The organism is Halolamina rubra, assembly GCF_000739555.1.
GTDB lineage: Archaea > Halobacteriota > Halobacteria > Halobacteriales > Haloferacaceae > Halolamina > Halolamina rubra.
On sequence record NZ_BBJN01000056.1, the window covers coordinates 1 to 25,891 of the forward strand.

Sequence of the window (25,891 nt, forward strand, 5' to 3'; positions counted from 1 at the left end):
GGTCTCCTCGACCTCCTCGCTCACCTTCTGGCTGACCTCCTCGGTCACTTCCTCGGTCACCTTCTCGGAGACCTCCTCGGAGACTTTCTCCGACACCTCCTCGCTCACGGTGTCGGTGACGGTCTCGGAGACCTCCTCGGTCACCTGGTCGACCTCCTCGCTGACGGTCTGTTCGACCTCCTGGCTCACCGTCTCGGAGACGGTGTCGCTGACTTTCTCGGTGACCTCCTGGGTCATCCAGTCGGGGTCGAACCGCGCCATCTTCCAGGCGATGTGGATGATGTAGGAGAGCAGTACCCCCAGCCCGAACGCGACCCCCACGGCGGTCCCGAGCTCGAGGATCAGGACGATGGCGACGAAGATGGTCAGTCCGTACGCGATGTCGACGGCGGCGTCGACGCGGGACGGCTTCATCGGGCGATCACCCGCGGGCGCTCGTGCTGTCTGCTGTCGTTCATACCGGATGGGCGGGTTCCAGACGGGTATACCCATCTCTCCCGGCCCGCGGGTCCCCCCGGGCCGAGCGCGGCCGCGCTGGCGGGACCCGGTCCAACGGCTTAAGAGCGACGCGCCGTTGCTCCACGTATGGTCGAGGTTCTTCTCATCCTGGGTATCGTGGTCTCGCTGTTCGTCGGCTTCAACATCGGCGGCTCGACGACCGGGCCGGCGTTCGGGCCGGCGGTCGGCTCCGACGCCATCTCCAAGACCGGCGCCGCGGCGCTGATGGCGGTGTTCTTCTTCGTCGGCGCGTGGACGATCGGGCGCCGCGTCGTCGACAAGCTGGGGGAGGAGCTCATCACCAGCGCCGGCGTGTTCACGATCGAGACGAGCATCGTCGTCCTCTTCTTCATCGGCGGCGCGCTGTTCGTCGGCAACTACTTCGGCGTCCCTGCGTCGACGTCGATGACCGCCGTCGGCTCCATCGCCGGTCTCGGCGTCGCGACCGACTCGCTCGACTGGGTCGTCATGGGCGAGATCGCGGTCTGGTGGATCGTCGCCCCGATCGTCGGCTTCTGGGTGTCGGGGATGATCGGCCGGTACCTCTACCCGCGGATCAACGAGTGGGTCGCGATCGACAGCAGCGAGGGGGCGCTGATGGAGCTCGACCGCTCCGGCGCCGTCCCGCGGCCGGTGCCCGGCCCCAACACGACCCGGCGGGAGATGATCGGCGGGATCGTCGTGATCCTGATCGGCTGCCTGATGGCGTTCTCCTCGGGCACGTCGAACATCGCGAACGCGATCGCGCCGCTGGTCGGCGCGGGCGTCGAGATGGAGATGATGATCCTGCTCGGCTGTGGCGCCGTCGCCGTCGGCGCGTTCACGATCGCGCGCCGGACGCTCGACACGCTGGGCAACGACATCACCGACCTCCCGCTCACCGCCGCCATCGTCGTCGCGATCGTCTCCTCGACCATCGTGATCGGCCTCTCGGCGATCGGGATCCCCGCCTCGTTCGTGATCATCGCGACCACCTCGATCGTCGGCCTCGGCTGGGGGCGCGCGACCCGGACGGCGACGCTCTCGGGCGGGGTGCGCGGCGAGGAGTCGCCGAGCGTCTCCGTCGGCGCGCTGGCCGCCGAGGAGCCCGGCGAGGAGGCGCCCGGTATCGGCGAGGAGGAGCCGGAGGACATCCCGGCGGCGTCTGACCTGTTCGATCCCGAAACGACGGGCCGAGTGCTGATCATGCAGAACGTCGTGCCCGTCCTCTCGACCGCCGGCGCCTACGTCACCTTCACCCTCCTGTTCCAGTTCGTCTGGTAGCCCGCTCGCGGGCGCGACTCGCCGTCAGTCGGCGTCGTCGGACGCGATCTGCCCGCCGGAGGGACTCCGTCCCTCGCCGGCGTCGATGCTCCCCATCTCGGGGGTCGCCTCCTCGCCGACGGCGGTCTGGATCTTCCCCGCGACCACCGCGAGCGCGTAGATCCCGACCGCGACGAGCACGACGACGCCGCCGGCGGTCGCGCCGGCGTAGTAGGAGATCGCGATCCCCAGCAGCACCGCGAGCTCGGCGAGCACCACCGAGACGAGCAGCGACTCGGTGAAGCTTCGGGACACCTGCGCCGCGCCGGCGACGGGCACCACCAGCATCGCGGCGACGAGGATCACGCCCATGATCTGCATCGCGCCGACGACGACCAGCGCGGTCAGCATCACCATGATCCGGTTGTACCAGCTCACCGAGAGTCCCGAGACCTCGGCGGCCGTCTCGTCGAACGTGACGTACAGCAGCTGGTTCCGGGTGACGGCGACGACGCCGACGACGACGGCGAACAGTACCAGCAGGATCGCGGCGCTCTGGGTCGTCACCGTCGAGAGGTTGCCGAACAGGTACTGGTCGACGCTGACGGTCAGCCCGCCCGCGTTGATGCTGATCAGCGTCGTCCCCAGCGCGAACCCCGTCGAGAGCACGATCGCCATCGACACGTCGTTGTACGCGTCGGTCGTCTCCGAGATCAGTTCGATCAGCAGCGCCGCGATCATGGCGACGACGACCGCCGTGAGGTACGGGCTGACCCCGAGGTCGACGACGGCGTTGAGGAACAGCCCGACGGCGACGCCCGCAAACGCCGTGTGGGCGAGCGCGTCGCCGATCAGCGCCAGCTGGCGGTGGACGAGGAACGTGCCGATCAGCGGCGCGATGATGCCGACACAGAGGCCGACGAGGATCGCGCGGTGCATGAACCCGTACTGGAGCAGCCCCAGCCCGGTCGCCTCGCCGACCCACGACAGCAGCGCCGACCAGAGCTCGAGGAACCAGTACAGCGGCGACAGCAGCGCGTCGAGCGCGCTCGCCTGCAGCGCGGGCGCGGTCATCGCCCACCCCCGACGATCCCCGCGGCCGTGCCGAACGCGCGGGCCAGCGCGTCGCTGTCGACGAACTCGTCGGTCGGGCCGTCGAAGTAGATCTGCTTGTTCAGACAGATCACCCGCTCTGCGTGGTTCGTGACGGCGCTGAGGTCGTGCTCGATCAGCAGGACCGTGATCCCCTGCTCGTTCAGCGAGTTCAGCAGCTCGTAGAACGCGTCGACGGACTCGGCGTCGACGCCGACGGTGGGCTCGTCGAGCACGAGCAGGTCGGCCTCGCTCGCCAGCGCCCGGGCGATGAACGCCCGCTGGCGCTGGCCGCCCGAGAGCTGGGTCACCCGGCGGTTCGCGAACGCGGTCATCCCGACGGTGTCGAGCGCCTCGTCGACCCGCTCCCAGTCCGACTCGGAGAGCCGGCCGAAGCCGACGTGGGGGAACCGCCCCATCTTGACGACCTCCCTCACCGTGATGGGCATCTCCTTCGACGCGCTGGCGTGCTGGGCGACGTAGCCCAGCCGCGACCCCTCGTCGAACTCGTGGGCGGGCTCGGCGAACAGGCGGGCGGTCCCCGAGTCGGGGCGGAGCAGCCCGAGCATCAGCTTCATCAGCGTCGACTTGCCGGAGCCGTTCGGCCCGACGATGGCGACGTACTCGCCCGACTCGACCCGCAGGGAGATCTCCTCGACCACCGGGGTGGCGGTGTAGCCGAACGCCACGTCCGCGAGGTCGACGACGGCGTCGTCGGTCATTCGAAGTTCCTCCACTCCTCGCTCCAGCCGTCGGGGCCGGCCTCCTCGGGCGGTTTGTTCCCGAGGACGACCTCGAACGTGGGCATGTTGATGTTGTAGGCGATCTCCGCGTACCCCCAGTTCTGTTCGACCCAGTCCTCGCGGACGCCGGCGTAGGGGGTGACCGGGAAGTACGCCTCCGCCCGCGTCTCCTCGATCAGCTGTCTCGCGGGCCGGCGGGCCTCGAACACGCCGTTGGCGACGTAGCGGATGTCGTTCTCCGCGATCACCTCCTGTGCCCGTCGGATGTCCTCGGGGGCGACCGCGCCGCTGGCGGCGAGGTTGGTCACCAGCGGCCGCATCGCCACGTCGTAGCGGGCGCCGATGTACTGGAACGCGTTGTGGGCCGCCAGCTGGACCACGTCGCGGTCGGCGGCGTCGAAGATTGCCCGGTAGGACGCGTCGATCTCCTCGATCGTCTCGGACTTGTAGCGCTCGGCGTTCTCCCGGAGCGTGTCCTCGGCGTCCGGCTCGAGCTCGACCAGCCCCTCGGTGATGTTGTCGATGGAGGTTTTCGCGCGCTGGGGGTCCAGCCAGAAGTGGGGGTCTTTCCCCTGCTGCTCGCCGACGCCCTCCTCCTCCCGGTCGAGGCTGGCGGCGAGATCCAGCAGTTCGATCCCCTCCCGGGCGTTGATCAGCGCCGTGTCGACGCCGTCGTCCCTCATCGTCTGGATCGCGCGGTCGGCCCAGGGCTGGAACCCCTCGCCGACGTGGAGGAACGCGTCGGACTCGATGATCTCCCGCGTGATGCTCGCGTTGGGCTGCCAGCCGTGGCCGTGGAGGCCGGTCGGCACGAGGTTCTCGACCCGGATCGGGGTGCCGTCGGCGACGACGCGCGCGAAGTCGTAGAAGCTGAAGAAAGACGCCGTGACGACCGACTCCTCCTCCCCCGCGGTGCTCCCGGCACCGCTCGTGCAGCCGGCGAACCCGGCCGCGAGGGCGCCGGCACCGGCGGCGATCGCCGCCCGGCGCGAGAGTCGGTTCGTCGTCGACGACCGGTTCGTGTCGTCCATTGTCGTGTGGAGGGGAGCACCGAACACAGAAAATAGCTTCGGTGAAGCAAATATTTAGACGCCTCTAAACCCTGCAGGGGCGCACCGGTCGACGGTCCACCGGCCACACCCGCCGAACCGGCGACCCGGATCGGTGGTCCGGCGGTCGCGTTCGCCGAAAAATTCTTCACGTGTTTCTCGTTGTATAGGCCATGGACTACGGACTGACCCAGGAGCAGGAGCAGCTCCGCGAGGAAGTGCGACGGTTCGCCGAGAACGAGATCGCGCCGGTCGCCGGCGAGTACGACCGCGAGGAGAAGTACCCCGCCGAGATCGTCGAGAAGGCGTCGGAGATGGGGCTGACGGGCGCCCACTTCCCGATGGAGTACGGCGGCGTCGGCTACTCGACGCTGGACATGGCGCTCGTGACCGAGGAGCTATTCGCGGTCGACCCCGGGATCGGGCTCTGTGTCACCAGCGCGGGGTTCGGCGCCGAGGCGATCATGGAGTTCGGCACCGAGGAGCAGAAGGAGCAGTACCTCCCGCCGATCGCCGAGGGCGAGGCGGTGATGGGCGCGGCGATCAGCGAGCCCCACGCCGGTTCGGACGTGAGTTCGCTGTCGACGCGGGCCGAGAAAGACGGCGACGAGTGGGTGATCAACGGCTCGAAGATGTGGATCACCAACGGCTCGATCGGCGACTACTTCGTCGTGATGTGCGAGACCGACCCCGACGTGGGCGACCGCTACACCGGCTTCTCCCAGATCCTGATCGAGCGCGACCGCGACGGCTTCGAGAGCGAGAAGATCACCGGGAAGCTGGGGATCCGCGCGAGCGACACCGCCGAGCTCCGGTTCGACGACGTGCGCGTGCCCGAGGAGAACCTCGTCGGCCAGCGCGGGATGGGGTTCCCCCAGCTGATGCAGTTCTTCGACGAGACGCGGACGATGGTCGCCGCCCAGGCGGTCGGGATCGCGAAGGGGGCGAACGAGCGCGCGCTGGAGTACGCCGAGGAGCGCGAGCAGTTCGGCCGGCCCATCTCGGAGTTCCAGGCGATCCGGCACAAGCTCTCGGAGATGCACACCCGGACCGAGGCCGCCCGCCAGCTCACGTACAAGTCCGCCTGGAGCGTCGACCACGCCGAGGACGACCTCACGATGCTGGCGTCGATGGCGAAGGAGTTCGCCTCCGACGTGGCGACCGACGCCGCCGACGAGGCGGTCCAGATCCACGGCGGCGCCGGCTTCGTCGACGACTTCGACGTGGAGCGGCTCTACCGCGACTCGAAGATCACCCAGATCTACGAGGGGACGACCGAGATCCAGAAGAACATCGTCGCCCGCGAGCTGCTCGACGAGGGGTACTGAACGACCTCGGCGGCCGGGAGCAGCGTTCTGCGGGCTGACCCGGCACCGTGCGTGCCCCTGACGTGTTTGTTATTGACTCACATTTATAAGGTAGCACATAGAAGATGCGCCCACATGGTTCGATCAGTAACACGACGCGACGTGCTGAAAGGCGTCGGAACGGCAGGTGCCGTCGGTGTCGCCGGCTGTCTCGGCGGGAACGGGGGTACCCGGACGATCCAGCAGGGCGTCCTCATGCCGTTGACGGGCGACCTCGGCGATCTCGGCGGGCCGATCCGTGACGGGGCGATCCTGCCCGCGGCCGAGCTCGAGGGCGAGACCGAGTTCACGTTCGACATCCAGGAGGAGGACACCGAGACGAACGCGCAGGCCGGCATCTCCGGCGCGGAGACGCTGGTCAACAACGGGTTCCCGGCGATCACGGGGGCGGCGTCCTCGGGCGTCACCATGCAGGTCGCCCAGCAGGTGCTCATCCCGAACGAGACGGTCGGCTGCTCGCCGGCGTCGACGTCGCCGGCGGTCACCGAGCTCGACGACGACGACTTCTACTTCCGGACGTGTCCCTCCGACGCGCTGCAGGGTCAGGTGATCGCCCAGGTCGGCGCCGAGGAGCTCGGCAACAGCTCGGCCGCGACGATGTACGTCAACAACGACTACGGGCAGGCGCTCTCGGAGTCGTTCACGAGCACGTTCGAGAGCGAGCACGACGGCGAGGTGTCGGCCCAAGTCTCCTTCGAGCAGGAGCAGAACTCCTACAGCTCCCAGCTCGAGACGGCGCTCGAGGGCGAGCCCGACATGCTCGTCGTGATCGGCTATCCGGCGTCCGGAATCACGCTGTTCCGCGACTACTACAGCGACTACGACACCGGCGAGGACATCGTCGTCACCGACGGCCTCCTCTCGAACAGCCTCCCGGACGAGGTCGACAACGACATGGGCAACGTCACCTGTACGGCGCCGAAGCGTCCGGGCCGGGCCGGGACGCGTTCGACGAGCTGTACATGGAGGAGTACGACCGCGAGCCGGGCGTGTTCAACGCCCACGCCTACGACGCGACGGCGGTTAGCTTCCTCGCGAACGTGTACGCCGGGGAGAACTCCGGCCCCGCGGTCCGGGACAACATGCGCAACGCGGCAAACCCCGAGGGCGAGGAGTTCAACCCGGGCGAACTGGCCGAGGCGGTCGAGGCGGCCGCGGCGGGCGACGAGATCAACTACCAGGGCGCGTCGTCGGCCGTCAACTTCGACGACAACGGCGACATGCGGGCGGTCGCCTACGGCATCTACGAGGTGGAGGACCGCGACTTCACCGAGGTCGACCAGGTGGAGTTCGGCGGGTAGTCGCCCTCGGTCGTTCCCTTTTTCGCGCGAGTCAGCCGCCGAGGAACTCCCGGCGGACCTGCTCGTCGTTCAGCAGCGCCGTCCCGCGGTCCATGAACCGGTTCTCCCCCTGCACGAGCACGTAGCCGCGGTCACAGCGCCGCAGCGCCTCCTTCGCGTTCTGCTCGACCATCAGGATCGCCGTGCCGCCGTCGTTGATGCGGTCGATCCGGTCGAACATGTCGTCGACGAGGTCGGGCGCCAGCCCGGCCGAGGGCTCGTCGAGCAGGAGGAGGTCCGGGTCGAGCATCAGCGCCCGGCCCATGGCGAGCATCTGCTGCTGGCCGCCCGAGAGGTTCCCCGCCGTCTGCCCCTTCCGCTCCTCGAGGATGGGGAACCGGTCGAACACTGCCTCGAGCTGCTCCTGGGGCACCTCGTCGAGGATGTACGCCCCCATCTCGAGGTTCTCGAGCACCGACAGCGAGGGGAAGATGTTGTCGGACTGCGGGACGTACCCCAGCCCGAGGTGGATCACGTCCTCGGGCTTCTCGCCCGTGATGTCGGCGCCGCCGAACTCGACGCGGCCGCCCATCAGCGTCGTCAGCCCGAAGATCGACTTCATCACGGTCGACTTGCCGGCGCCGTTGGGGCCGACGACGGTGACGTACTCGCCGGCCTCGACGTTCAGGTCGACGCCCTCGAGGATCTGGAGGTCGCCGTACCCCGCGTCGAGCCCGGACACCTGGAGCAGGCTGTCCGTCGCGGTCGTGAACGGGTTGCCGGTGTCCGTGGCCGCCTGCTGTCCGCTGACCGTGGCCGCTTCCGGGGTATCCTGCTCGCTCCCGTCGACGACCGCTCCCTCGTCGTCCGAGCTCATACTTCACCCCCGAGGTACGCCTCGACGACGCGCTCGTCGTCCCTGATCTCTGCCGGCGTCCCCGACGCGAGAACGTTCCCCTGGTGCATGACGATCACGTGCTCGCAGTTCTGCATGATGAGGTCCATGTCGTGTTCGACGAGCAGGAACGTGTACCCCTGCTCGGTCAGGTCGTGGATGCGGTCCAGCAGCTTCTCCTCGAGCGTCGGGTTCACGCCCGCGAACGGCTCGTCGAGCAGCAGCATCTCCGGGTCGGCCATCAGCGCCCGGGCGAGCTCCAGCAGCTTGCGCTGCCCGCCCGAGAGGTTCCCCGCGTACTCCTCGGCGAGGTGGTCGATCTCGAACAGCTCCAGCGTCTCCCAGACCGCCTCGCGGAGCTCGATCTCCTGTTCGATCACGTCGTCGCGCAGGCCGGGGGTGACGGCGTTGACCAGTTTCTCGCCGCGCTGGTGCGGTGGGGCCAGCATCATGTTCTCGAGCACGCTCATCTCCTCCAGCTCGCGGGCGATCTGGAACGTCCGCACCAGCCCGCGGTTCGCGATCTCCGGCGGCGACAGCCCCGTGATCTCCTCGCCGTCGAAGTAGACGGCGCCGCCGTCGGGCTCGTGGACGCCGGTGATGCAGTTGAACGTCGTCGACTTCCCGGCGCCGTTGGGCCCGATCAACCCCGTCACCGAGCCCGCCTCGACCTCGAAGGAGGCGCCGTCGACGGCGGTGATCCCGCCGAAGCGCTTCCGGAGGTTCCGGACGCGGAGCGGGATACTCGGCGGCGTCTCCCGGGCCGCGCGTTCGGTGCCGCTGTCCTGGGTCTCCGCGAGCTCCTCGGGCGGCGTCGCCGCGACCGGCTGCTCCGGCCCGTCGTCGGCGTCACTCATCGCTCTCACCCCCGTTGCCGCGGACGGTCCTGTCGCTGAGGTCGACGCTCGCGGCAGTCTCCTTGCGGTGACCCATAATGCCGTCGGGGCGGTTCTGCATCAGGTACACCAGCACCGCACCGAGGAAGACGAACTTCAGGTAGGCCACGCTGTCGACGAGGTAGCCCAGCCAGGTGAGGGGGTCGAGCGAGACCATCGCGGCGTAGAAGTTCGGCGCGCTCGGGAGCGAGCCGAACAGTAGCTGGGAGACGGCGGTGACCAGCCCCGCGACCTGGCGTGGCCCCTCCAGCAGGAACGCGGCGAACACCGCGCCGCCGACGACGCTGCCGGTGTTCGAGCCCGCGCCGCCGACGATGAGCGCCGTGAAGATGTAGAACGTCACGATCGGGCGGAACGTGTTGGGGTTGACGTAGCCGTAGGAGCCCTGCCAGAGGATCCCGCCCAGCCCCATCAGCGCGCAGCCGACCATGAACACCTTGATCTTGAACAGCCGGGTGTCCTTCCCGAGCGAGCGGGCTACGAGCTCGTCCTCGCGGATCGCCTTCAGCACGCGGCCGAACGGCGAGTTCCCGATCCGACTCAGCAGCACGTAGTACGCCGTCACGAAGCCGAGCAGCAGCACCAGCGCGTACGTGCCGTCGGTGACCACGCTCGTCCCGACGCCGGCCGCGTCGGCGGCGCCGTAGACGACCTCGCCGATCGGGGTGAGCCCGGTCTCGGTCTCGTAGATGGCCCGGGCGGGCCCGCTACTGGGCGTCGAGATACCCTGACCCCCGCCGGTCCCGAACGTGATCCCGAACACGTCGACGACGTTGTAGCCGCTCGCCTCCGGGTCCGTCACGGTGCCGGCGAAGTAGCTGGCGTTGAGCACGAGCCGGATGATCTCCGAGAGCCCGACGGTGACGATCGCGAGGTAGTCCGCGTCCAGCTGGAGCGCGGGCAGCGCCGCCAGCCCGCCGACGACGGCGGTGATGAGCAGCGCCCCGACGACGGCGACCGGCACCGGGAGCCCCAGCCCGGGCGGCGACGCCGTCGGCGACGCCGCGAGGATCGACATCGCGTACACGCCGACCGCCATGAACCCCGCGATGCCGATGTTGAACAGCCCGGTGTACCCCCAGTGGAGGTTCAGCGCCAGCGCCAGCAGCGCGTACACCGCGATCAGGAACGTGATACTCGCGATCTCGTTGATGACCGCGTTGGCCATCGAGGCGTTGTTGACGGCGGCGAGGAAGGCACTGGAGACACCGTAGAGGACGTACGTCCCGAGCAGTAGCCCCGCGACGAGCCGCACGTCGTTCGCCTTGAAGTACGCCGGCACCGCCGCCCAGGCGCGGTCGCCGAGGCTCATGCGGTTTTCACCCCGCCGAACAGCCCCGACGGTCGGTACAGCAGCACCAGGATCATCACGGCGAAGGCGACGACCCGGGCGAAGTCGGAGGGGATCCACACCAGCGAGAGCCGCGAGGCGATGCCGATGACGATCCCGCCGCCGATGGCGCCGTACACGCTGCCGATCCCGCCGAGGATCACGCCGGAGAAGATCAACAGCAGGAGCCGCCAGCCGATGTTGTAGTTCAGCGTCCCGCGTTCGAGCACGATGAGGAAGCCGGCGATCCCCGCCAGCCCGCCGCCGATGATCCACGTCGTGCGGACGACGCGCTCGGTCGGGATCCCCGTGACCTGTGCGAGATCCTTGTTGTCCGCCATCGCGCGCATCGCCTTTCCGAGTTTCGTCCGCTGGAGCAGGAAGTGGACGCCGAACATCAGCGAGACGGCGGCGACGATGAGCGTCACCTCGTGGGCGTTGAGGGGCACGTAGCCGTCGACGACCGGGATGTCGACCGAGGGGATCGACCCGGTCTCGGTGACGCCCCGGGTGCCGGTCCCGAACACGAACACGATCGCGTACCGCAGCGCGAGCGCGACGCCGATCGACGCGATCAGCAGCGGGATCCCGCCCTTGTCGCGCATCGGTTTGTAGACGATGCGGTCGAGGAACAGCACCACGGCGACGGTCAGGACGCCGGAGGCGACGAGGCCGATCAGCACCGCCAGCGGCGCGTTCACCACCGAGACGAGCGACGGCGCGTTCACGAGGAACACGTTCCCGAACGGCGCGTCGACGTTGAGGGTGACGAACGCGACGAGGTAGGCCGCGAACCAGCCGGAGAACGCGCCGGTGGTGATGTAGTCGCCGTGGGCGAAGTTCGCGAAGCTGAGGATGCTGTACGTCATCGAGAGGCCGACGCCCGCCAGCCCGATCACGAGACCGACGATCAGCCCGTCGAGCACGTAGCGGGCGACCTGTGAGACCGCGGTCGAGCCGCCGAGGAGCTGGACACCCGCCACGTCGACGGTCGTGCCGGCGAGCTTGGCCGCGAGATCGACGAGGAGATAGCCGATCACGAGTCCCAACAGGACGACTGCGGGCCGCTCGACCAGCGTCCGTCGGGCATCACTGTACGTGTCAGAAAGTACCATGTATTGTGTTCACATCTCTCTCCCCCCCGAACGGATATAAAAATTCGCTACCGCGATTCGGGGGGCGTCGACGGACCGATCGGTCGTCGCGACGCCCGGGGTGCGCGCGAGAGCGGGCGAACCGACGTTAGCTCTGCGGGGAGCCGACCCGACCGGCCGCGTGCGGTTCTCCCGCCTTAATCCGTGGTTAACTCGGCTGAACGCGCCCCCAACTCCGGCGGAGTATCTCCCGGGTTTACCCCTCCTTGGCGGGTTGGTCTGACTGCATGCGCGACACAACGACATCACGACGAACGTACCTCCGAGCGGCAGGCGCGGTCGGCCTCGCTGGCGTCACGGCGCTGGCCGGCTGTTCCAGCAGCGCGGCGACGGGGACGCTCGCGACGAAGGTGAAGGACGCGCCGGGCGACATCGACGACTTCGAGCGCTGTGTCGTCACCATCGAGGGGTTCTGGGTGAAGGAGGGCGACGGCTCGGAGACCGACGGGACGGAGACCGAGGAGCCCACTGACTCGACAGAGACGGTCGAAGAACAGGACGAGGAGGACGTCGACCAGAGCGACGAGCGCACGTACTACGAGTACGACGAGGCACAGGAGGCCGACCTCGTCCAGCTCCAGGACGGCAACACCGCGCTCGTCGACGAGCGCGAACTGGAGACGGGGACGTACGCGTACCTCCAGCTCGACGTGTCGGGCGTCGACGCCACGCTCGACGACGGCAGCGACGCCGACGTGGGGACGCCCGGCGAGGCGCCGCTGCAGTTCAAGGAGTCGTTCGAGATCCGCGAAAACACCCGGACGACGTTCACCGCCGACTTCACGCCGGTCAAGCGCGGCCAGACCGGCTCGTACCTGCTCCAGCCGGTCGCCTCCGGCACCGAGGTCTCCTACGACGAGACGACCGAGACGGCGACGCCGACGCCGAGCCAGTAACGTCGCCCGCGGGTTTTCTGGAGCGCCTTTCAACGGACGCAACGGTTTACGTCGCCAGCGCCTAGCGGCCCGTCGATGGACGCCGAACGCTGGTGGCCGCCGTTCGTCGAGGTCATCACCCTCGCGTGGGTGCTGCTGTTCGCCGTCGACGTCGCGGCCTCGCTCGACCTGCTCGCGGTCACGGCCGCGACCGCGTCGACGGCCCGCGCCGCGCTCCAGTGGCTCCTGCTCGTCTTCCTGGTCGATCTCGTGCTGCTCTACCGGTGGGCCGACGACGACCTCCGGGGGTTCGTGCGCTCCCACTGGTTCCTGATCCTCACTGTCGTCCCCTGGTTCCGGCCGCTGCGGCTGCTCCGCGCCGGGCGATCGCTCCGGGCGCTCCGCCTGCTGGCCCGGTCACGCCGGGTCGGCGCGCTCCTCAACAAGGTCCGCCTGAAGGGTCGCAGCCTGTGGCGACGACTCCGCGACTGAGTGGGCCGTCGGGAGCGGCAGCCAGCGCCGGATCGACAGCCACCACGGCCCGTCGCGGTCGTCGCCGACGGCAGCCGCGTGCTGGTAGTCGACGAAGCGCACGTCGACGCCGACGGATCGCTCCGTCGCGGCGCCGATCGCGCCCCGTAGCGCCGCGGCCAGCCCCTCGTGTTCGAGGTCGGTCGAGCGCCCGACGGTCACCGTCACCGACACCTCGTCGCTGAACACGCCGGCGTCGTTGTACTCGGTCTCGACGGCGGCGAGCTCCAGTGAGCTGTACTGGTCGTCGTCGAGCACCTCCTGGACCGCGTCGTTGGCGCGCTGCTCGAAGACGAGATGCTGGTAGGTCCCGCCCGCTGTCAGCACGGCGACGAGGAGGAAGGCGAGGACGACGACGGCGTAGGCGCCGGTGCGCAGCGAGACGGTGGCGGTCTCGCGGATGTCGAACACCGCGGACGATCGGTAGCCGAGAGCGAGAAACGTCAGGTACGCGGTGAGGTTGATGAACACGATGTTCATCAGCAGCAGGACGGTCGCGCCCGCGACGATCAGCGGCTCCCCCCAGACAGTGCCGATGCCGGCGACCGCCGCCGCGGGGACGATCGCCGCGGCGACGGCGACGCCGGCGATGGAGACCGGGAGGTCGGTCGCGAGCGCGAGCGCGCCGGCGAACCCCGCCGCGATCGCGATCGCGAGCGTCAGCACGTTCGGCGTGACGAACGCGCCGACCTGTCCGACGTGGCCCACGTCGAGCGTCGACGGCACGAACCCGGACCGCTGGAGCGCGAGGCTCATGGCGACGGCACCCAGGTAGCCGACGGCGAGCCCCGCGACCTGCGAACTGGCGCTGTCGACGACCATCTCCCGGTCGCTCACGACGGCGCCGACGCTGGCCGACAGCGTAGACCCCGCGAACGGCGCGATCACCATCGCGCCGACGATGACGATGGCGGAGTCGAGCAACAGCCCGCCGACGGCGACGACCGCGCTCGCGATGGCGAACGCGAGGTACGTCACCGTGTCCGGGGTCAGGTCGGTCGCCCGCTCCCGGACTTCGTCGTTCGAGACGCCGCGGTCGCCCGTCGGGCCCTCGACGTACCGATCCGTTATCTCCTCGACGTTCGGGACGGTGGCTCGCTCGACGTCCGTGACGACGGTGTAGGTGCTCTCGTCGAGCCCGGCGTCGTACAGCTGCTCGAGCACGGTATCCACCGCACCAGCCGGCACCGGGACGGACGCGAGCTTCCCGTCCCGGCGACCGTCGGCGTCGGTGAACAGGAACTCGACGCCCATCTCCCCCAGCGCCTCCCGGACCGCCGCCTGCTCCTCGGCGGGGACGAACACCTGAACGAGTCGCATACCGTCCGATCGGTGGCCGCTCATTTCACTACCAGCCGACTACTGCGCGGCCCGACCCGTGGATCGCGCTCTCCCTGCCGGAAAGCCCCCGGCGTCGTCGACGACCTGCGACGTAGACCCGCGTGCTCTGGATTCGGCCCGTCCCACGAGATAGGGTGAGCGATACGACCGCGGGCGAGGGGTCGACGGCACGGGCGGTATGCAGCCCCTTCGGCTGTTTGTCCGTGTATACTAATCGCGGCGTGGCGCCAAGCACGCCGTATCGCAATGCCGGACAGCCACTCAACGGGCGAACGCGCCCTGATCCCCACGGGGCACGACGCGGCGAGCTACACCTGCGTCCGCTCGCTCGCCAGACAGGGGGTGGGCTCGGTCGTCGCCTCCGAGAAGACCGGGGTTCCCGCCGCGGCCTCGCGCTACTGTGACGAGTTCGTGTCGCTCCCCGCGCCCCGCGAGGGGCTGACGGCGTACCGCGACGCGCTCCTCGATCTCGCGGCGCGCGACGACGTCCGGACGGTGATCCCGGTCCGGCCGGAGGACTGCTACGTGCTCTCCCGCGACGAAGCGCTCTTCGCCGAGCACGTCTCGCTGGTGGTGCCGACGATGGCCCAGCTGCGGAACGTCCACGACCGGCTCCGGCTGGCCGAGATCGCCGAGTCCGCGGGCGTGCCCGTGCCCGAGACCCGGCGGCTGGCCGACGTCGACGACTGGAACGAGGATCTGCTGATCAAGTCCCGGTACAACGTACTGACGGACGCCTACGTCGACGGGCTGACGCCCGACGACATGGACGTGGTGAAGGATATCCACCACGTCGTCCGCGACGACCCGCCGGATCCCGACGCGATCCGGCGCTCGATGGGCCACGACCCGATCGTCCAGGAGTTCGTCCACTACGACGAGGAGTTCATGTTCACCGGGCTGTACGACCGCGGCGAGCCGCTGGCGACGTTCCAGCACCGTCAGATCCGGGGGAACTCCTACACCGGCGGCGGCGGCGTCTACCGGCGCTCGACGGACGACCCCGAACTGGAGCGGGTGGGTCGGGCGCTGCTCGCGGAACTGGACTGGCACGGCCTCGCCTGCATCGAGTACATGCGGGACGCCGAGACGGGCGAGTACGTACTGACCGAGATCAACCCCCGGATGTGGCAGTCCCTCCCCTCGACCGTTCGGGCGGGCGCTGACTACCCGTACTACTACTGGCTGGCGGCGACCGGCCGCGCCGACGAGATCGACTGCGAGTACGACGTCGGCGTCGGCACCCACATGCTCCACGGCGAGCTGGGGTATCTCGCCAGCGTGCTCACCGAGGAGTCGCCCCACGTCGAGCGCCCGTCGATCCCGGGGACGGTCTGGGAGATCGCGGCCTCGATCGTGCGCGAGCCGCGCTTCGACTACCTCGCGCTCGACGACCCGGGTCCGTTCATCGCCGGCGTCCGGCGGGTGCTCCCCGACGGCGTCGACGAGCGACTCCCCGGGGGCAACTTCGCCGACCAGCGGGATCGTCGACCCCGGCATCACTGACCGACCCGGTCCCAAATCCGGACGACGGGGTTTACCCGTCGCTGGCGTGTAGCGTGGGGGATGGCCGGACTCGTTCAACGAACTGCGTCGAGCATCGACAGCCTCTCCCGGTCGGTCTGGGACGACTCGAGCGGGACGGCGAAGCTAATAATCGCCGTCGCCCTCCTCGTCACGGGGCTGGCGATTCCCGTCGTCCCAATCGTCCTGATCGCCCGCTACATCGCCGACTGAGCGGCCGTGGACTAGCGCTCGTGGAGCCGCATCGGCATCCCGTCGCGGGGGTGCATCGTCAGTGTCGGCCACAGCTCCGGCTCGCCGTCGCGGGTGTACGCTAACTCGTACTGCTGGGCGGTCCGTGCGAGGATGAGCTTCGCCTCCAGTTTCGCGAGATGCTTGCCGATGCAGTGGCGGGGCCCGCCGCCGAACGGGAAGTACGCGAAGTGGGGGTGGTCGTCGTCGACCCAGCGGTCCGGATCGAACTGGTCGGGGTCGTCCCAGAACCGCTCGGACCGGTGCATCGCCCACTGGGAGAGCATGATCGTCGCGTCCTCGGGCACGGTGTACCGGCCGAACGTGACCGCCTCGGCCGGGTCCCGGAACATCGCGTACACCGGCGGGTAGAGCCGCATCGCCTCGTCGACGATCCGCTCGACGAGATCCAGCGACTGCACGTCGGCCATCGACGGCGGCTCGTCGCCGAGTCGCTCGTCGAGCTCCTCGTGGAGCCGGGCTTCGACGGTCGGGTGCTCCGAGAGGAGGTACCAGCTGTAGGTCAGCGTCAGCGCCGTCGTGTCGTGGCCCGCGAGCAGCATCGTCATCACCTCGTCGCGAATCTGCTCGTCGGTCTGCTCTCCCCGCCCTCGAGCGCGCAGGAGGATCGAGAGCAGGTCGTCCGGCCCCTCGTCGGTCTCGGGGTCGCCCTCGCTACCGCGGCGCTCGGCGACGATGTCCGCGATGACCGACTCCATGGTCTCCACGGCGGCGTCGTACTCGCTGTCGCCCGGCATGGGGAGCCACGCCGGCGCGGCGAAGCGGACGGGGTCGGGCTCGAACCGCGCACCCAGCGGCTCCAGCGCCTCGCGGATGGTTCGGACCCGCTCGTCCGAGAGCTCGGTCCCGAGCATCAGGTCGGTGATGACCGCGAGCGTCACCCGGGTCATCGCCTGCTCCACGTCGACGACCTCCCCGTCGTTCCACTCCGCCAGCAGCGCCTCGTTGTGGCCGACGATATCGTCGGCGAACCCGGTCAGGCGGTCGATCCGGAACGCCGGCGTCGCGAGTCGACGCTGCTCGCGCCACGTCTGGCCCTCGCTGAGCAGCAGCCCCTTCCCGAGCAAATCACCGAGTGCGTTGCCCTGGAACGCCGGTTTGGTGAAGCGGTCGGCCTCGGAGACGAGGACACGCTCGACGTACTCCGGTTCGGTCACCAGATAAGTGTCCATCGGCCCGAGATCGAACTGGACGACACCGTCGTACGCCGCTTCGCAGGCCGAGAGGAACCGGAACGGGTCGTCCGCGTACCGGCGGCTGCTGCCGAACAACGGCTCTCCCTTCGGACCGGGCGGTGACGTTCCCATCGTGGGACGTACGGACCGCAGTTGGTTCAATCCCTCGCTGGCGGCCCTCGGCGTCGACGGCGGACTGTCGAACGCCGTCGGTCGCCGGCGCGCCCGGGCCGTTTTCACCCCGGCGGCAGAACGACGGCATAGGAACATGTCGGACGACGACCGACCGTACGACCTCGTCGTGTGGGGCGCGACCGGGTTCGCCGGCCGGCTGGTGGCCGCGTACCTCACGGACCAGTACACCCCGGAGTCGCTCTCGCTCGCGCTCGGTGGCCGGAGCCCGGACCGACTGGCGTCGGTCGCGGCCGACGTCACCGACGGGAGCGAGGCGTGGGACGACGTCCCGACCGTCGTCGGCGACGCGACGGAGCCACGGACGCTCCGGGAGATCGCCCGCAGCGCTCGTGTCGTCTGTACGACCGTGGGCCCGTACACGAAGTACGGCACACCCCTCGTCGACGCCTGCGTCGAGGCCGGAACCGACTACTGCGACCTGACCGGCGAGGTGAACTGGATCCGGGAGACCGTCGACCGGTACCACGAGGCGGCGGCCGAGGCGGGGACGCGGATCGTCCACAGCTGCGGGTTCGACTCCGTGCCGGCGGACATCGGCACGCTGCTCGTCCAGTCGTTCGCGCTCGACGAGCACGACGCGCCCTGTGAGACGGTGCGGATCTACGTCGACGACGCCAGCGGCGGCGTCAGCGGCGGCACGCTCGCGAGCATGGCCGCGGTGTTCGGGGCTGCCGCCGAGGACTCGAACGTCCGGGAGACGCTGCGGAACCCCTACTCGCTGGCGCCGGCCGGGGAGCGCGACGGCGTCGATCCGGGCGAGCAGCGTCTCCCCCGCAGGGATCCGCTCCGGTCCGGCTGGACGGCACCGTCGCCGATGGCGCCGGTGAACGAGCGCGTCGTTCGGCGCAGCAACGCCCTGCTCGGCTACCCGTGGGGGCGCGAGCTCCGCTGCTCGGAGGTGATCCCCACCGGCCGCGGGCTGACGGGCGCCGCGGGGGCGACGCTCGTCGCCGGCGGGCTGGGGCTGTTCACGGCGGTGATGTCGGTCGGGCCGGTCCGCGCTGCGCTCCAGCGTCACGTCTTCCCCGACCCGGGCGAGGGCCCCAGCGAGGAACAGATGGAACACGGCCACTTCACGGTGAGCGTCGTCGGCCGCGGCACGGGCGGGGACGGCACCTTCACCGTCGAGGCCGAGTTCGGGGCCGACCTCGACCCCGGCTACGGCGCGGCGGCCCGGATGCTCGGCGAGTCCGCGATCTGTCTCGTCCGCGACGACGTCGACTCGCCGCTCGGCGGCGGCGTGCTGACGCCCGCGTCGGCTATCGGACTGCCGCTGGTGGACCGGCTGCGGGCGGTCGGGTTCAGGGCGACCGTCGGTGAGGCGGAGTAGGTCCCCGGAGTCGGCCAGCCAGTGGGCTGGAAAGGCCGGCCGGGGGACCGTGGGGCGGCGAGAGTGGTCGGTCGATTGTACGCTGTCGGTAAACTGTCCGTGCCGTGGGGGCGATCCGTCTGTAACCGGCAAACACTGTTTTCCCACTATACTGTGACTTATCGAATATGTCCGAAAGCACAATGTCGGAGGAAGCGGTGGAGGGAACGTCGACGTGGCCCGATCTCGCGGTCGGACTCTACGACAAACTGACCGGCCGTGGCGCCGAGATCACCTACCAGTTCGAGGATATGACGGTCGACGTCCCCGACAAAGTCGGCGACGACGCCGAGCACGCACGCTGGCGGCTCGACGGGACGATCAGCATCACGACCAGCGAGCGTGACTGACACGACCGACGCAGACCCGGGTCAGCTCACAGTCAGTACCGATCTGACGCTCACCGTCGCCGGGACGGAGGCGGAGCTCCGTTCGACGGGGGAGCGGCTGTTCCTCGAGTTTCCGTCGGCCGCCTCGGTGTGGCGAGCGTTTCGGAGTTTCCCCTCGACGGAGCGCCGACGGCTCCACGAGGCGCTGACGGCGGGGAACCTCGCGCTCGAACTCCGGGCCAGACACCGGACTATCGCTGTACTCGGTGCGGGCGCCAGCTCGGGGCCGGTCGCGAGACGCTTCGGCGTCGATCCCGTCGAGCTCAGGCTCTGTGGCGCGGTTTCGGCGGCCTGGGAGGGGTTCACCGCGACGGCCGGCGCCGTTCGCCGGTGGCTCGTTTGAGCGAGGCGTCCGCCGCGGGCGGCGGTGTGGACAGTACCGGTGGTCGAGAACTCGGCCCCGTCACTCACGACCCACAATCTATCCACAGTGAACGTGTTTAGCGGCTCCGTCGGGACCGCCCAACCCGTCACAGCCGATGGTTCGGTGACCGACTACGCTTCACCTCGCCCCCAGTCCGTCAGCCCTGTTCAACACGTCCGTGGGAGCGTATGGAGCGAACCTCGGTCCTACTCGACGGTGCGACTCGGGACAGTCTCCACACGCCGTCATCTTCCACGGCTGGACGGTCGTCGGTGACCGCGCAGCGGCCGTCGGTAGCATGTCTGTTACTTTGCCCGCCCGGCCGCTCCGGGCGGTATGGTCTCAGTGCCATGGGAGGCAATGCTGCTCCCACTGCAACTCGGACAGCGTGAGGTGCTGGCTCACATCCAGGACGACCTCCTGTTGAGCGCGTCACTTTGGAGCAACGTCGCACTGGCCGGACTCTCGGTACTGCTGTTCAGCTACATGGCCCGCGACGTGCGAAGCCGGCGTGCGCGTCTCGTCTTCGCGGCGACGGTGTTCATCCCGCTGGTGTCGCTGTCGAGCTATCTCGGCCTGGTGTCGGGGCTGACGGCCGGGTTCCTCCAGATGCCGACCGGGCACGCACTCGCGGGCGACCAGGTGCTCGTCCAGTGGGGCCGCTACCTCACCTGGACGCTCTCGACGCCGCTCATCCTGCTCGCACTGGGACTGCTGGCAGATGCCGACCCGGTGGACCTGGCTGCCGTGATCGCGGCGGACATCGCGATGTGCGTGACCGGTCTCGCCGCGGCCCTGACTGTCTCGTCGTACGCCTTCCGGTGGGCGTTCTACGGCGTCAGTTCGGCGTTCTTCCTCGTGGTGCTGTACGCGCTCCTGACCCGGTGGCCCGACTCGGCGGCGGCCGCCGGCACGGACGAGATATTCGACACGCTGCGGACGTTGACCGTGGTGCTGTGGATCGGCTATCCCGTCGTCTGGGCGCTGGGTGTCGAGGGACTCGCGGTCGTCGACTCGACGGCGCTTACCTCCTGGGGCTACTCGCTACTCGACATCGGGGCGAAGTACGTCTTCGCGTACCTGCTCCTCGACTGGGTGGCGGGCAACGAGGGGGTATTGGTGGGCGGCCCCCTCGATGCGGCACGGGGTGACGTCTCGGCGACACGGGACTGACCGCGGGCGCCGGTGGCGCGTCCGGAGCCGAGATGTCTTCGTTTCAGAGGCCCGTCGAGCCCGTCCAGTCCGTGTTCACTTGCGGCCAGAACTCGCCCGGGAGCGCTCGGATCAGTAGCCGTACGCACGCGTGACCGGCCCCAGATCACGGGTCGCACGTTCGGTCCCCGCGACGTTCGGCTGGGCCTCTGTCTACTGTGGCCACAACCAGATGCTCCCAGAGAGATCGTCGACCACGAAAAACGCCGGCCTCGGCACTCATAGGGCTCGTCGTCGCCGGATGCCGAGTCCGGCTCGGCCCGGTGCCGTCGTCATCGGCCACCGGAACTGGGGACGGTACCGCAAAGAGGGTTCCCACTCGACACCCCGACCGACTGCCGGATCCTCACTCGGTGAGCAGCCCGATCCGTCGGTGGCGGTTGTACAGATACACCGGGGCCGTCGGGACGGCGCTGAGGGCCGCGGCGACGAGGGCGATGCCGATCAACGCCGGCGTCGAGAGCGCCGTCGGGTCGGCGGCGGAGAACTGCCAGAGCAGGTACCCGCCGACGACGATCCAGCCCGGCACGAGATAGTGCCACGGCGACGGCGACCAGCGCTTCTCGGAGCGCGAGAGGTACGTCGCGTCGGCGTACAGCGCGAACGTGCCGTAGGCCCCGCCGAGCAGGACCAGCCCGTGCAGGAGCCGTCCGGCGATGGCGGCCGGCGACGACCCGGTGGTCTGGAGCAGCCCGGCGGCCGAGAGGCCGACCGCCAGCAGCGCCAGCACCGTCGACGCCCCGAGCACGGCCCAGCGCAGCTCGAGCTCCACGGTCTCGGCGGCCGCCGGCTCCTCGTCCCCGAGCACGACGTCCTGACTCGTGAAGGGGGCCTCCTCGGTGATGACCATGATCGGGCTCCGGTCCTCGTCGAAGCGGAGTTCGACGACGCCGTCGAGGAGCGAAGCCGGGTGCTCCTCGTCGTCGGCGTCGTCGCGGACGGGGATCTCACCCATCGGTCCACCCCTCCGGTTCGCCCCACGCGGCGCCGCACGGGCCGCGTGCTGGTTCGGACGCCGAGGACGGCGGTGTCGATACGCTACCCGTGGGTTCTCGCAGTCGGTCTGGCATGGTTCCGTGAGTCTCCGCCAGCACGTCCGGGACTGTCCCTCGGGGGCAGCGTCGCCACTCTGTCTGGCAAAACGCTTATACCGTCGGGGAGAGAACACGGAGATGTTCCACCAACCCGGTTCTCTGCGGTGCCGTGAATGTGCTAGCTGTAGCTACAAGCAACCGCCCCGGCATTAAGCTTGGGGCCCGACCGGAAATGAAAAACAGACATATCAGCAGTCATGCTGTTTTCGACCCGGATAAACCTACAGTAACCAGCCGTTACAGCCACTTCTTCGACAGTCCGGCGTAGCGAAACAGCTCACCTCTCGGAAATCGGGAACGTAAACGAGCTGCTCCTCACGCGGTCCGCGGGAGGCGTGGCGGCCCGAACGGCGTCGATTGCCGTTCGGGGCCGCCCGTGTCGGCAGTCGTCGATCGCGCCGGTCGTCCAACTGTGCGGACATGTCCGGTACACGGGGACAAAGCACATAGGGTTCCGACCCACTCGTTCGGTCGAACGAGATGCCTCCGTCCGAGTCAATCAGCGTCACCGAGGACGAGCGGTCGTTGCCCGTGGAGAAGCTACTCACCGGCCGGGGGTTCGTCACCGGGAAGTCCGGATCGGGCAAGTCGAACACCGCCAGCGTCATCGTCGAGGCGCTGCTCGACGCGGGCCACCCGCTGTTCGTCGTCGACACCGAGGGGGAGTACTACGGGCTGAAGGAGGACTACAGCCTGCTCCACGCCGGTGCCGACGACACCTGCGACGTGGTCGTCGACGAGGGCGACGCGCCGATCCTGGCGACGGTCGTCTTCGAGTACGAGTACCCGGTCGTGCTCGACGTCTCGGGCTACTTCGACATCGAGGACGCCAAGGCGCTCATCGAGCGGACGCTGGCCGAACTGTTCCGCCGGGAGAAGGAGTACCGGAAGCCGACGCTGCTGGTCGTCGAGGAGATCCAGGAGTACCTCCCCCAGCAGGGGGGGTCCGACGACCTCTCGAAGCTCCTGCTGCGCATCGCCAAGCGGGGCCGCAAGCGCGGGCTCGGCATGTGCGGGCTCTCACAGCGCCCCTCGGCGGTGGATAAGGACTTCATCACGCAGTGTGACTGGATGATCTGGCACCGGCTGACGTGGGAGACCGACGTAGACCTCGTCAAGCGGATCCTCGGCGGCGACGTCGCCGACCAGGTCATGGCGCTCGACACGGGCGAGGCGTTCCTGATGACCGACTGGGACGAGGACGTCGACCAGGTGAAGTTCCACCGCAAGCAGACGTTCGACGCCGGGGCGACCCCCAGCATCGGCGAGGAGTACGAGGAGCCGTCGTTCCAGCCGGTCGACCCCGAAGTCGTCTCGGAGTTCGACCCGGGGAAGCGCCACGCCGACGTCGCCGACTCGGCGACGATCGATACGGCGACAACCGACGCCGAACGCACCGAAACCGCGGCCGCCGGCGACGGCGGCGTGTTCACTGGAAGCGGGGTTCGCGAAGCCGACGATTCCGCAGGCGACGATTCCGCAGCCGACGACTCGGCGACCGGCGAGTCGACCGACGACGACGCCGCTGACGGTTCGGCCGACGAAGCGAACGACGAGGAGGTGGCGGAACTCCGTGCCGCGCTCCAGCGCGAGCGCGAGCGCAACGACACGCTCCAGGCGGAAGTGGCCGAACTCCGGGAGCTGCTGGACGACCGGGCCGAACTACCGGACCGAACCGAGGCCGACCTCCCCGAGGCGCGGGAGGCGGACGAGGACGGCGACTCACTCCCGGACCCGACGGAGGGTCGCCGGTCGCCACCGCTCGACGATCGGCGCCAGTCACGGCCGGAGGAGCCCGCCGGGATCCTCGTCGAACTCGGCCAGATGATCGCCCACCTGATCCGGTGGCTCTCCGGGACGGTCTACCGGCTCTCGCGCCGGGTCGCGACCCGGGCGGGCGACCTCCGGGGCGGTCGAAGTAGCCACCCGGGCCCGCTGGGGCACGAACCCACCGCCGGCGGCAGGACCATCGGCGGGTCGACGTCGTTGTGGGTGCAGATCGCGGTCGTCGTCGGGCTGCTGGCCGCGGTGGGGCTGGCGTCGCTGTCGGTGCTCCTCGCGGTCGGCGCCGTCTCGCTCTGACTACCGGCGGCGCCGGTTGACGCGGCCGGTGAACTCCCGCCAGTGGTTCAGGCTCCAGTACCCCAGCCCGGTCGCGACCAGCCCGGCCGAGAGCATGTAGTACACCAGCTGGGTGTTGAACACGGCCGCCGGCGAGCGGATGGTGTAGTAGACGCCCTCGACGGCCAGTAGCGAGAGGAGGAACGTCACGCCGGAGATGACGACGGTCGTCATCAGGATGAGCCGCCCGTCGATCTCGTTGCGCTCGAGGGCGACGACGGTGACGACGAACGCCACCGCCATCACGATGAGGTAGGCCGGGATCCGGGTCCCGAGATCCCCGACGTTCCCCGAGACGATCGCCAGCACGCCGACGAAACTCGCGGTCAGCAGCAGCGAGCAGCAGCCGACGATGGCCGCCATGCGGACGAGAAAGCGCCTCGTCGCCGCGTCGATTGACATACCTAGCGCTTCACGGGGGACGAGAAAAACCTATTGTTACCATGCCGCACAACCGTGTCGACGCCGCGCCGACGACCGCCACCACCGGACCTCGGGCGCGATGGCGTCGCGTTCATGGGTCCCCGGTCCCCACGCTCGGGTATGGCTACTACGCTCGAAGGGACGATCCTCCGGGGCGAGGCGTTCGAGCCCGTCGAGGGCCGCGTCGTCGTCGAGGACGGCGAGATCTCCGCCGTCGAGGAGACCGCGACCGACTCGACCGACATCGTCCTGCCCGCCTTCGTCAACGCGCACACCCACATCGGCGACTCGATCGCGAAGGAGGCCGGCGGCGGCCTCTCGCTGGACGAGCTCGTCGCGCCGCCGGACGGGCTCAAACATCGGCTGCTCCGGCAGGCCAGCCGCGAGGAGAAGGTGGCGGCGATGGCCCGCAGCCTCCGGTTCATGGAGCGCTCGGGCACCGCGGCGTTCCTGGAGTTCCGGGAGGGCGGCGTCGAGGGCGTCGAGGCGATCCGCGACGCGCTCGCCGACCGCGAGATCGACCCGGTGATCTTCGGGCGGGAGAGCGCGGACGCGATGCGCGCCGCCGACGGGTTCGGCGCCAGCGGCGCCCGCGACAGCGAGTTCGGCGAGCTGCGCGAGGCCTGCCGCGAGGCGGGGAAGCCGTTCGCGATCCACGCCGGCGAGCGCGACCCCCACGACCTCACGCCGGCGATGGATCTCGACCCGGCGTTCCTGATCCACGTCGTCCACCCTCGCGACGAGCACCTCGACCGCATCGAGGACGAGGAGCTCCCGGTCGTCGTCTGCCCCCGGTCGAACCTCGTCACCAACGTCGGCGTCGCCCCCATCCGCGAGCTGGTCGAGCGGACGACCGTCGCGCTCGGGACGGACAACGTGATGCTCAACTCGCCGTCGATGTTCCGCGAGATGGAGTTCGCCGCCAAACTCGCCGACGTGAGCGCGACCGAGGTGCTCCGGATGGCGACGCAGAACGGCGCGAAGCTGGCCGGGAAGGAGTACGGGCTGATCGAGGCGGGGCGACCCGCCAAGCTGCTGACGCTCGACGGCGACTCGGACAACCTCGCGGGCGCCGAGGACCCCGTCCGTGCGGTGGTTCGGCGAGCGGGCGAGGGCGACGTAAAGGACGTGACGCTATAGCGATTCGTGAACCCGAAGCCAACCACGGTCCCGCGCTCTGGAACTGGCTAACTGAGGGGCCGGTGGGTAGCTCGTTGTGAGTTGGTTTACACACAGCCACGGCATCACGCTCCGTGACTGGACCACGGAGGGTCCAGTAGTTCGCTCGCCGTGGGTTGGTTTACACACAGCCACGGCATCGGCTCAGTAACCGGCCCACGGAGGGGCCGGTCGGTCGCTCGCCGTGGGTTGGTTTACACACAGCCACGGCTCCGGCTCCGTAACCGGCCCACGGAGGGGCCGGTCGGTCGCTCGTTGTGAGTTGGTTTACACACAGCCACGGCATGGCGCTCCGTAACCG

24 protein-coding genes and 2 pseudogenes are annotated in these 25,891 nt (G+C 69.2%); 14 read left to right on the top strand and 12 right to left on the bottom strand.

Features of this window, described 5'->3' with window-relative positions; translation table 11 throughout:
• Positions 1-414: pseudogene (locus tag ACP95_RS14150) on the bottom strand (hypothetical protein); the annotation flags it as partial.
• A gap of 171 nt (positions 415-585) precedes the next feature.
• Here ACP95_RS14150 and ACP95_RS14155 point away from each other — a divergent pair.
• Positions 586-1,761 (top strand): inorganic phosphate transporter, encoded by a 1,176-nt coding sequence (locus ACP95_RS14155; RefSeq protein ID WP_049981822.1) that lies wholly within the window; start codon positions 586-588, stop codon positions 1,759-1,761.
• A 24-nt stretch (positions 1,762-1,785) separates the two neighbouring features.
• On the opposite strand, the gene ACP95_RS14160 is transcribed toward ACP95_RS14155, so the two are convergent.
• From ACP95_RS14160 to ACP95_RS14170, 3 genes are read right to left on the bottom strand one after another with little or no spacing between them, the layout of a single operon-like run.
• Positions 1,786-2,814, bottom strand: coding sequence for a metal ABC transporter permease (locus tag ACP95_RS14160; protein ID WP_049981823.1), 1,029 nt, complete (start codon positions 2,812-2,814; stop codon positions 1,786-1,788).
• Positions 2,811-3,554 carry a metal ABC transporter ATP-binding protein gene (locus tag ACP95_RS14165; protein WP_082224699.1) on the bottom strand — a complete coding sequence of 248 codons (744 nt, stop codon included), beginning with the start codon at positions 3,552-3,554 and terminating at the stop codon, positions 2,811-2,813. Before ACP95_RS14165 ends, ACP95_RS14160 begins: the two co-directional genes overlap by 4 nt.
• Positions 3,551-4,606, bottom strand: a complete 1,056-nt coding sequence (locus ACP95_RS14170; RefSeq protein ID WP_049981825.1) for a metal ABC transporter substrate-binding protein — start codon at positions 4,604-4,606, stop codon at positions 3,551-3,553. The genes ACP95_RS14165 and ACP95_RS14170 overlap by 4 nt, the downstream gene beginning before the upstream one ends.
• A 191-nt stretch (positions 4,607-4,797) precedes the next feature.
• Between ACP95_RS14170 and ACP95_RS14175 the strand changes: the two genes are divergently transcribed.
• From ACP95_RS14175 to ACP95_RS16185, 3 genes and pseudogenes are all read left to right on the top strand, one after another.
• Complete coding sequence (locus ACP95_RS14175; RefSeq protein ID WP_049981826.1) at positions 4,798-5,952, top strand: acyl-CoA dehydrogenase family protein; 1,155 nt, start codon at positions 4,798-4,800, stop codon at positions 5,950-5,952.
• 114 nt (positions 5,953-6,066) lie between these two features.
• Positions 6,067-6,888 (top strand): annotated as a pseudogene (locus ACP95_RS16660) (ABC transporter substrate-binding protein); the annotation flags it as partial.
• A gap of 65 nt (positions 6,889-6,953) precedes the next feature.
• The gene (locus ACP95_RS16185; protein WP_202593843.1) at positions 6,954-7,292 is read left to right on the top strand and encodes a hypothetical protein; all 339 of its coding nucleotides are present in this window, start codon (positions 6,954-6,956) and stop codon (positions 7,290-7,292) included.
• Between the two features lie 31 nt (positions 7,293-7,323).
• Here ACP95_RS16185 and ACP95_RS14185 read toward each other — a convergent pair whose 3' ends face one another.
• The 4 genes from ACP95_RS14185 to ACP95_RS14200 all read right to left on the bottom strand — a co-directional run bounded on the left by ACP95_RS14185 (position 7,324) and on the right by ACP95_RS14200 (position 11,507).
• Positions 7,324-8,022: an ABC transporter ATP-binding protein gene (locus tag ACP95_RS14185; protein ID WP_049981849.1), complete on the bottom strand. Its 699-nt coding sequence runs from the start codon at positions 8,020-8,022 to the stop codon at positions 7,324-7,326.
• A 122-nt stretch (positions 8,023-8,144) separates the two neighbouring features.
• The gene (locus ACP95_RS14190) at positions 8,145-9,023 is read right to left on the bottom strand and encodes an ABC transporter ATP-binding protein (RefSeq protein ID WP_082224701.1); all 879 of its coding nucleotides are present in this window, start codon (positions 9,021-9,023) and stop codon (positions 8,145-8,147) included.
• Positions 9,016-10,374, bottom strand: a complete 1,359-nt coding sequence (locus ACP95_RS14195; RefSeq protein ID WP_049981828.1) for a branched-chain amino acid ABC transporter permease — start codon at positions 10,372-10,374, stop codon at positions 9,016-9,018. Before ACP95_RS14195 ends, ACP95_RS14190 begins: the two co-directional genes overlap by 8 nt.
• Positions 10,371-11,507, bottom strand: coding sequence for a branched-chain amino acid ABC transporter permease (locus tag ACP95_RS14200; RefSeq protein ID WP_049981829.1), 1,137 nt, complete (start codon positions 11,505-11,507; stop codon positions 10,371-10,373). The genes ACP95_RS14195 and ACP95_RS14200 overlap by 4 nt, the downstream gene beginning before the upstream one ends.
• Before the next feature lie 266 nt (positions 11,508-11,773).
• Here ACP95_RS14200 and ACP95_RS14205 point away from each other — a divergent pair, with 266 nt between their 5' ends.
• Both ACP95_RS14205 and ACP95_RS14210 read left to right on the top strand, forming a co-directional pair.
• A complete protein-coding gene (locus ACP95_RS14205; RefSeq protein WP_049981830.1) occupies positions 11,774-12,442 on the top strand; it encodes a DUF4382 domain-containing protein in 669 nt (222 codons plus the stop codon).
• Between the two features lie 75 nt (positions 12,443-12,517).
• Entirely contained in the window at positions 12,518-12,913 is a 396-nt protein-coding gene (locus tag ACP95_RS14210; RefSeq protein ID WP_049981831.1) for a hypothetical protein, read from the top strand.
• On the opposite strand, the gene ACP95_RS14215 is transcribed toward ACP95_RS14210, so the two are convergent.
• Positions 12,839-14,272 carry a DUF389 domain-containing protein gene (locus tag ACP95_RS14215; protein WP_049981832.1) on the bottom strand — a complete coding sequence of 478 codons (1,434 nt, stop codon included), beginning with the start codon at positions 14,270-14,272 and terminating at the stop codon, positions 12,839-12,841. The genes ACP95_RS14210 and ACP95_RS14215 overlap by 75 nt on opposite strands.
• A 267-nt stretch (positions 14,273-14,539) precedes the next feature.
• Between ACP95_RS14215 and ACP95_RS14220 the strand changes: the two genes are divergently transcribed.
• Together ACP95_RS14220 and ACP95_RS16190 are read left to right on the top strand one after the other, a co-directional pair.
• Positions 14,540-15,799 (top strand): carboxylate--amine ligase, encoded by a 1,260-nt coding sequence (locus tag ACP95_RS14220; protein WP_202593844.1) that lies wholly within the window; start codon positions 14,540-14,542, stop codon positions 15,797-15,799.
• A 60-nt stretch (positions 15,800-15,859) separates the two neighbouring features.
• Positions 15,860-16,030 carry a hypothetical protein gene (locus ACP95_RS16190; protein WP_202593845.1) on the top strand — a complete coding sequence of 57 codons (171 nt, stop codon included), beginning with the start codon at positions 15,860-15,862 and terminating at the stop codon, positions 16,028-16,030.
• A gap of 11 nt (positions 16,031-16,041) precedes the next feature.
• Here the strand turns inward: ACP95_RS16190 and ACP95_RS14225 are convergent, their stop codons facing one another.
• Positions 16,042-17,376, bottom strand: coding sequence for a cytochrome P450 (locus ACP95_RS14225; RefSeq protein WP_049981833.1), 1,335 nt, complete (start codon positions 17,374-17,376; stop codon positions 16,042-16,044).
• Between the two features lie 136 nt (positions 17,377-17,512).
• Between ACP95_RS14225 and ACP95_RS14230 the strand changes: the two genes are divergently transcribed.
• The 4 genes from ACP95_RS14230 (at position 17,513) to ACP95_RS14245 (ending at position 20,734) form a co-directional block, all read left to right on the top strand.
• Positions 17,513-18,769, top strand: coding sequence for a saccharopine dehydrogenase family protein (locus ACP95_RS14230; protein WP_049981834.1), 1,257 nt, complete (start codon positions 17,513-17,515; stop codon positions 18,767-18,769).
• A gap of 167 nt (positions 18,770-18,936) precedes the next feature.
• Positions 18,937-19,158 carry a hypothetical protein gene (locus tag ACP95_RS14235; protein ID WP_049981835.1) on the top strand — a complete coding sequence of 74 codons (222 nt, stop codon included), beginning with the start codon at positions 18,937-18,939 and terminating at the stop codon, positions 19,156-19,158.
• The gene (locus ACP95_RS14240; protein ID WP_049981836.1) at positions 19,151-19,540 is read left to right on the top strand and encodes a hypothetical protein; all 390 of its coding nucleotides are present in this window, start codon (positions 19,151-19,153) and stop codon (positions 19,538-19,540) included. Before ACP95_RS14235 ends, ACP95_RS14240 begins: the two co-directional genes overlap by 8 nt.
• Before the next feature lie 381 nt (positions 19,541-19,921).
• On the top strand, positions 19,922-20,734 hold the full coding sequence (locus ACP95_RS14245; RefSeq protein WP_202593846.1) for a bacteriorhodopsin: 813 nt from the start codon (positions 19,922-19,924) through the stop codon (positions 20,732-20,734).
• Between the two features lie 385 nt (positions 20,735-21,119).
• On the opposite strand, the gene ACP95_RS14250 is transcribed toward ACP95_RS14245, so the two are convergent.
• A complete protein-coding gene (locus tag ACP95_RS14250; protein ID WP_049981838.1) occupies positions 21,120-21,728 on the bottom strand; it encodes a hypothetical protein in 609 nt (202 codons plus the stop codon).
• 619 nt (positions 21,729-22,347) lie between these two features.
• Between ACP95_RS14250 and ACP95_RS14255 the strand changes: the two genes are divergently transcribed.
• Entirely contained in the window at positions 22,348-23,949 is a 1,602-nt protein-coding gene (locus ACP95_RS14255) for a helicase HerA domain-containing protein (protein ID WP_049981839.1), read from the top strand.
• Here ACP95_RS14255 and ACP95_RS14260 read toward each other — a convergent pair whose 3' ends face one another.
• Entirely contained in the window at positions 23,950-24,390 is a 441-nt protein-coding gene (locus tag ACP95_RS14260; RefSeq protein ID WP_049981840.1) for a hypothetical protein, read from the bottom strand.
• A 141-nt stretch (positions 24,391-24,531) separates the two neighbouring features.
• Between ACP95_RS14260 and ACP95_RS14265 the strand changes: the two genes are divergently transcribed.
• Complete coding sequence (locus ACP95_RS14265; RefSeq protein WP_049981841.1) at positions 24,532-25,551, top strand: amidohydrolase family protein; 1,020 nt, start codon at positions 24,532-24,534, stop codon at positions 25,549-25,551.
• Positions 25,552-25,891 lie beyond the last annotated feature (340 nt).

What these genes read in the sequence shown, in the direction of transcription:
- ACP95_RS14155 (WP_049981822.1), top strand. Translation starts at nt 586, where the DNA reads ATGGTCGAGGTTCTTCTCATCCTGGGTATCGTGGTCTCGCTGTTCGTC.
- ACP95_RS14160 (WP_049981823.1), bottom strand. Translation starts at nt 2,814, where the DNA reads ATGACCGCGCCCGCGCTGCAGGCGAGCGCGCTCGACGCGCTGCTGTCG.
- ACP95_RS14165 (WP_082224699.1), bottom strand. Translation starts at nt 3,554, where the DNA reads ATGACCGACGACGCCGTCGTCGACCTCGCGGACGTGGCGTTCGGCTAC.
- ACP95_RS14170 (WP_049981825.1), bottom strand. Translation starts at nt 4,606, where the DNA reads ATGGACGACACGAACCGGTCGTCGACGACGAACCGACTCTCGCGCCGG.
- ACP95_RS14175 (WP_049981826.1), top strand. Translation starts at nt 4,798, where the DNA reads ATGGACTACGGACTGACCCAGGAGCAGGAGCAGCTCCGCGAGGAAGTG.
- ACP95_RS16185 (WP_202593843.1), top strand. Translation starts at nt 6,954, where the DNA reads ATGGAGGAGTACGACCGCGAGCCGGGCGTGTTCAACGCCCACGCCTAC.
- ACP95_RS14190 (WP_082224701.1), bottom strand. Translation starts at nt 9,023, where the DNA reads ATGAGTGACGCCGACGACGGGCCGGAGCAGCCGGTCGCGGCGACGCCG.
- ACP95_RS14195 (WP_049981828.1), bottom strand. Translation starts at nt 10,374, where the DNA reads ATGAGCCTCGGCGACCGCGCCTGGGCGGCGGTGCCGGCGTACTTCAAG.
- ACP95_RS14200 (WP_049981829.1), bottom strand. Translation starts at nt 11,507, where the DNA reads ATGGTACTTTCTGACACGTACAGTGATGCCCGACGGACGCTGGTCGAG.
- ACP95_RS14205 (WP_049981830.1), top strand. Translation starts at nt 11,774, where the DNA reads ATGCGCGACACAACGACATCACGACGAACGTACCTCCGAGCGGCAGGC.
- ACP95_RS14210 (WP_049981831.1), top strand. Translation starts at nt 12,518, where the DNA reads ATGGACGCCGAACGCTGGTGGCCGCCGTTCGTCGAGGTCATCACCCTC.
- ACP95_RS14215 (WP_049981832.1), bottom strand. Translation starts at nt 14,272, where the DNA reads ATGCGACTCGTTCAGGTGTTCGTCCCCGCCGAGGAGCAGGCGGCGGTC.
- ACP95_RS14220 (WP_202593844.1), top strand. Translation starts at nt 14,540, where the DNA reads ATGCCGGACAGCCACTCAACGGGCGAACGCGCCCTGATCCCCACGGGG.
- ACP95_RS16190 (WP_202593845.1), top strand. Translation starts at nt 15,860, where the DNA reads ATGGCCGGACTCGTTCAACGAACTGCGTCGAGCATCGACAGCCTCTCC.
- ACP95_RS14225 (WP_049981833.1), bottom strand. Translation starts at nt 17,376, where the DNA reads ATGGGAACGTCACCGCCCGGTCCGAAGGGAGAGCCGTTGTTCGGCAGC.
- ACP95_RS14230 (WP_049981834.1), top strand. Translation starts at nt 17,513, where the DNA reads ATGTCGGACGACGACCGACCGTACGACCTCGTCGTGTGGGGCGCGACC.
- ACP95_RS14235 (WP_049981835.1), top strand. Translation starts at nt 18,937, where the DNA reads ATGTCCGAAAGCACAATGTCGGAGGAAGCGGTGGAGGGAACGTCGACG.
- ACP95_RS14245 (WP_202593846.1), top strand. Translation starts at nt 19,922, where the DNA reads ATGCTGCTCCCACTGCAACTCGGACAGCGTGAGGTGCTGGCTCACATC.
- ACP95_RS14250 (WP_049981838.1), bottom strand. Translation starts at nt 21,728, where the DNA reads ATGGGTGAGATCCCCGTCCGCGACGACGCCGACGACGAGGAGCACCCG.
- ACP95_RS14255 (WP_049981839.1), top strand. Translation starts at nt 22,348, where the DNA reads ATGCCTCCGTCCGAGTCAATCAGCGTCACCGAGGACGAGCGGTCGTTG.
- ACP95_RS14260 (WP_049981840.1), bottom strand. Translation starts at nt 24,390, where the DNA reads ATGTCAATCGACGCGGCGACGAGGCGCTTTCTCGTCCGCATGGCGGCC.
- ACP95_RS14265 (WP_049981841.1), top strand. Translation starts at nt 24,532, where the DNA reads ATGGCTACTACGCTCGAAGGGACGATCCTCCGGGGCGAGGCGTTCGAG.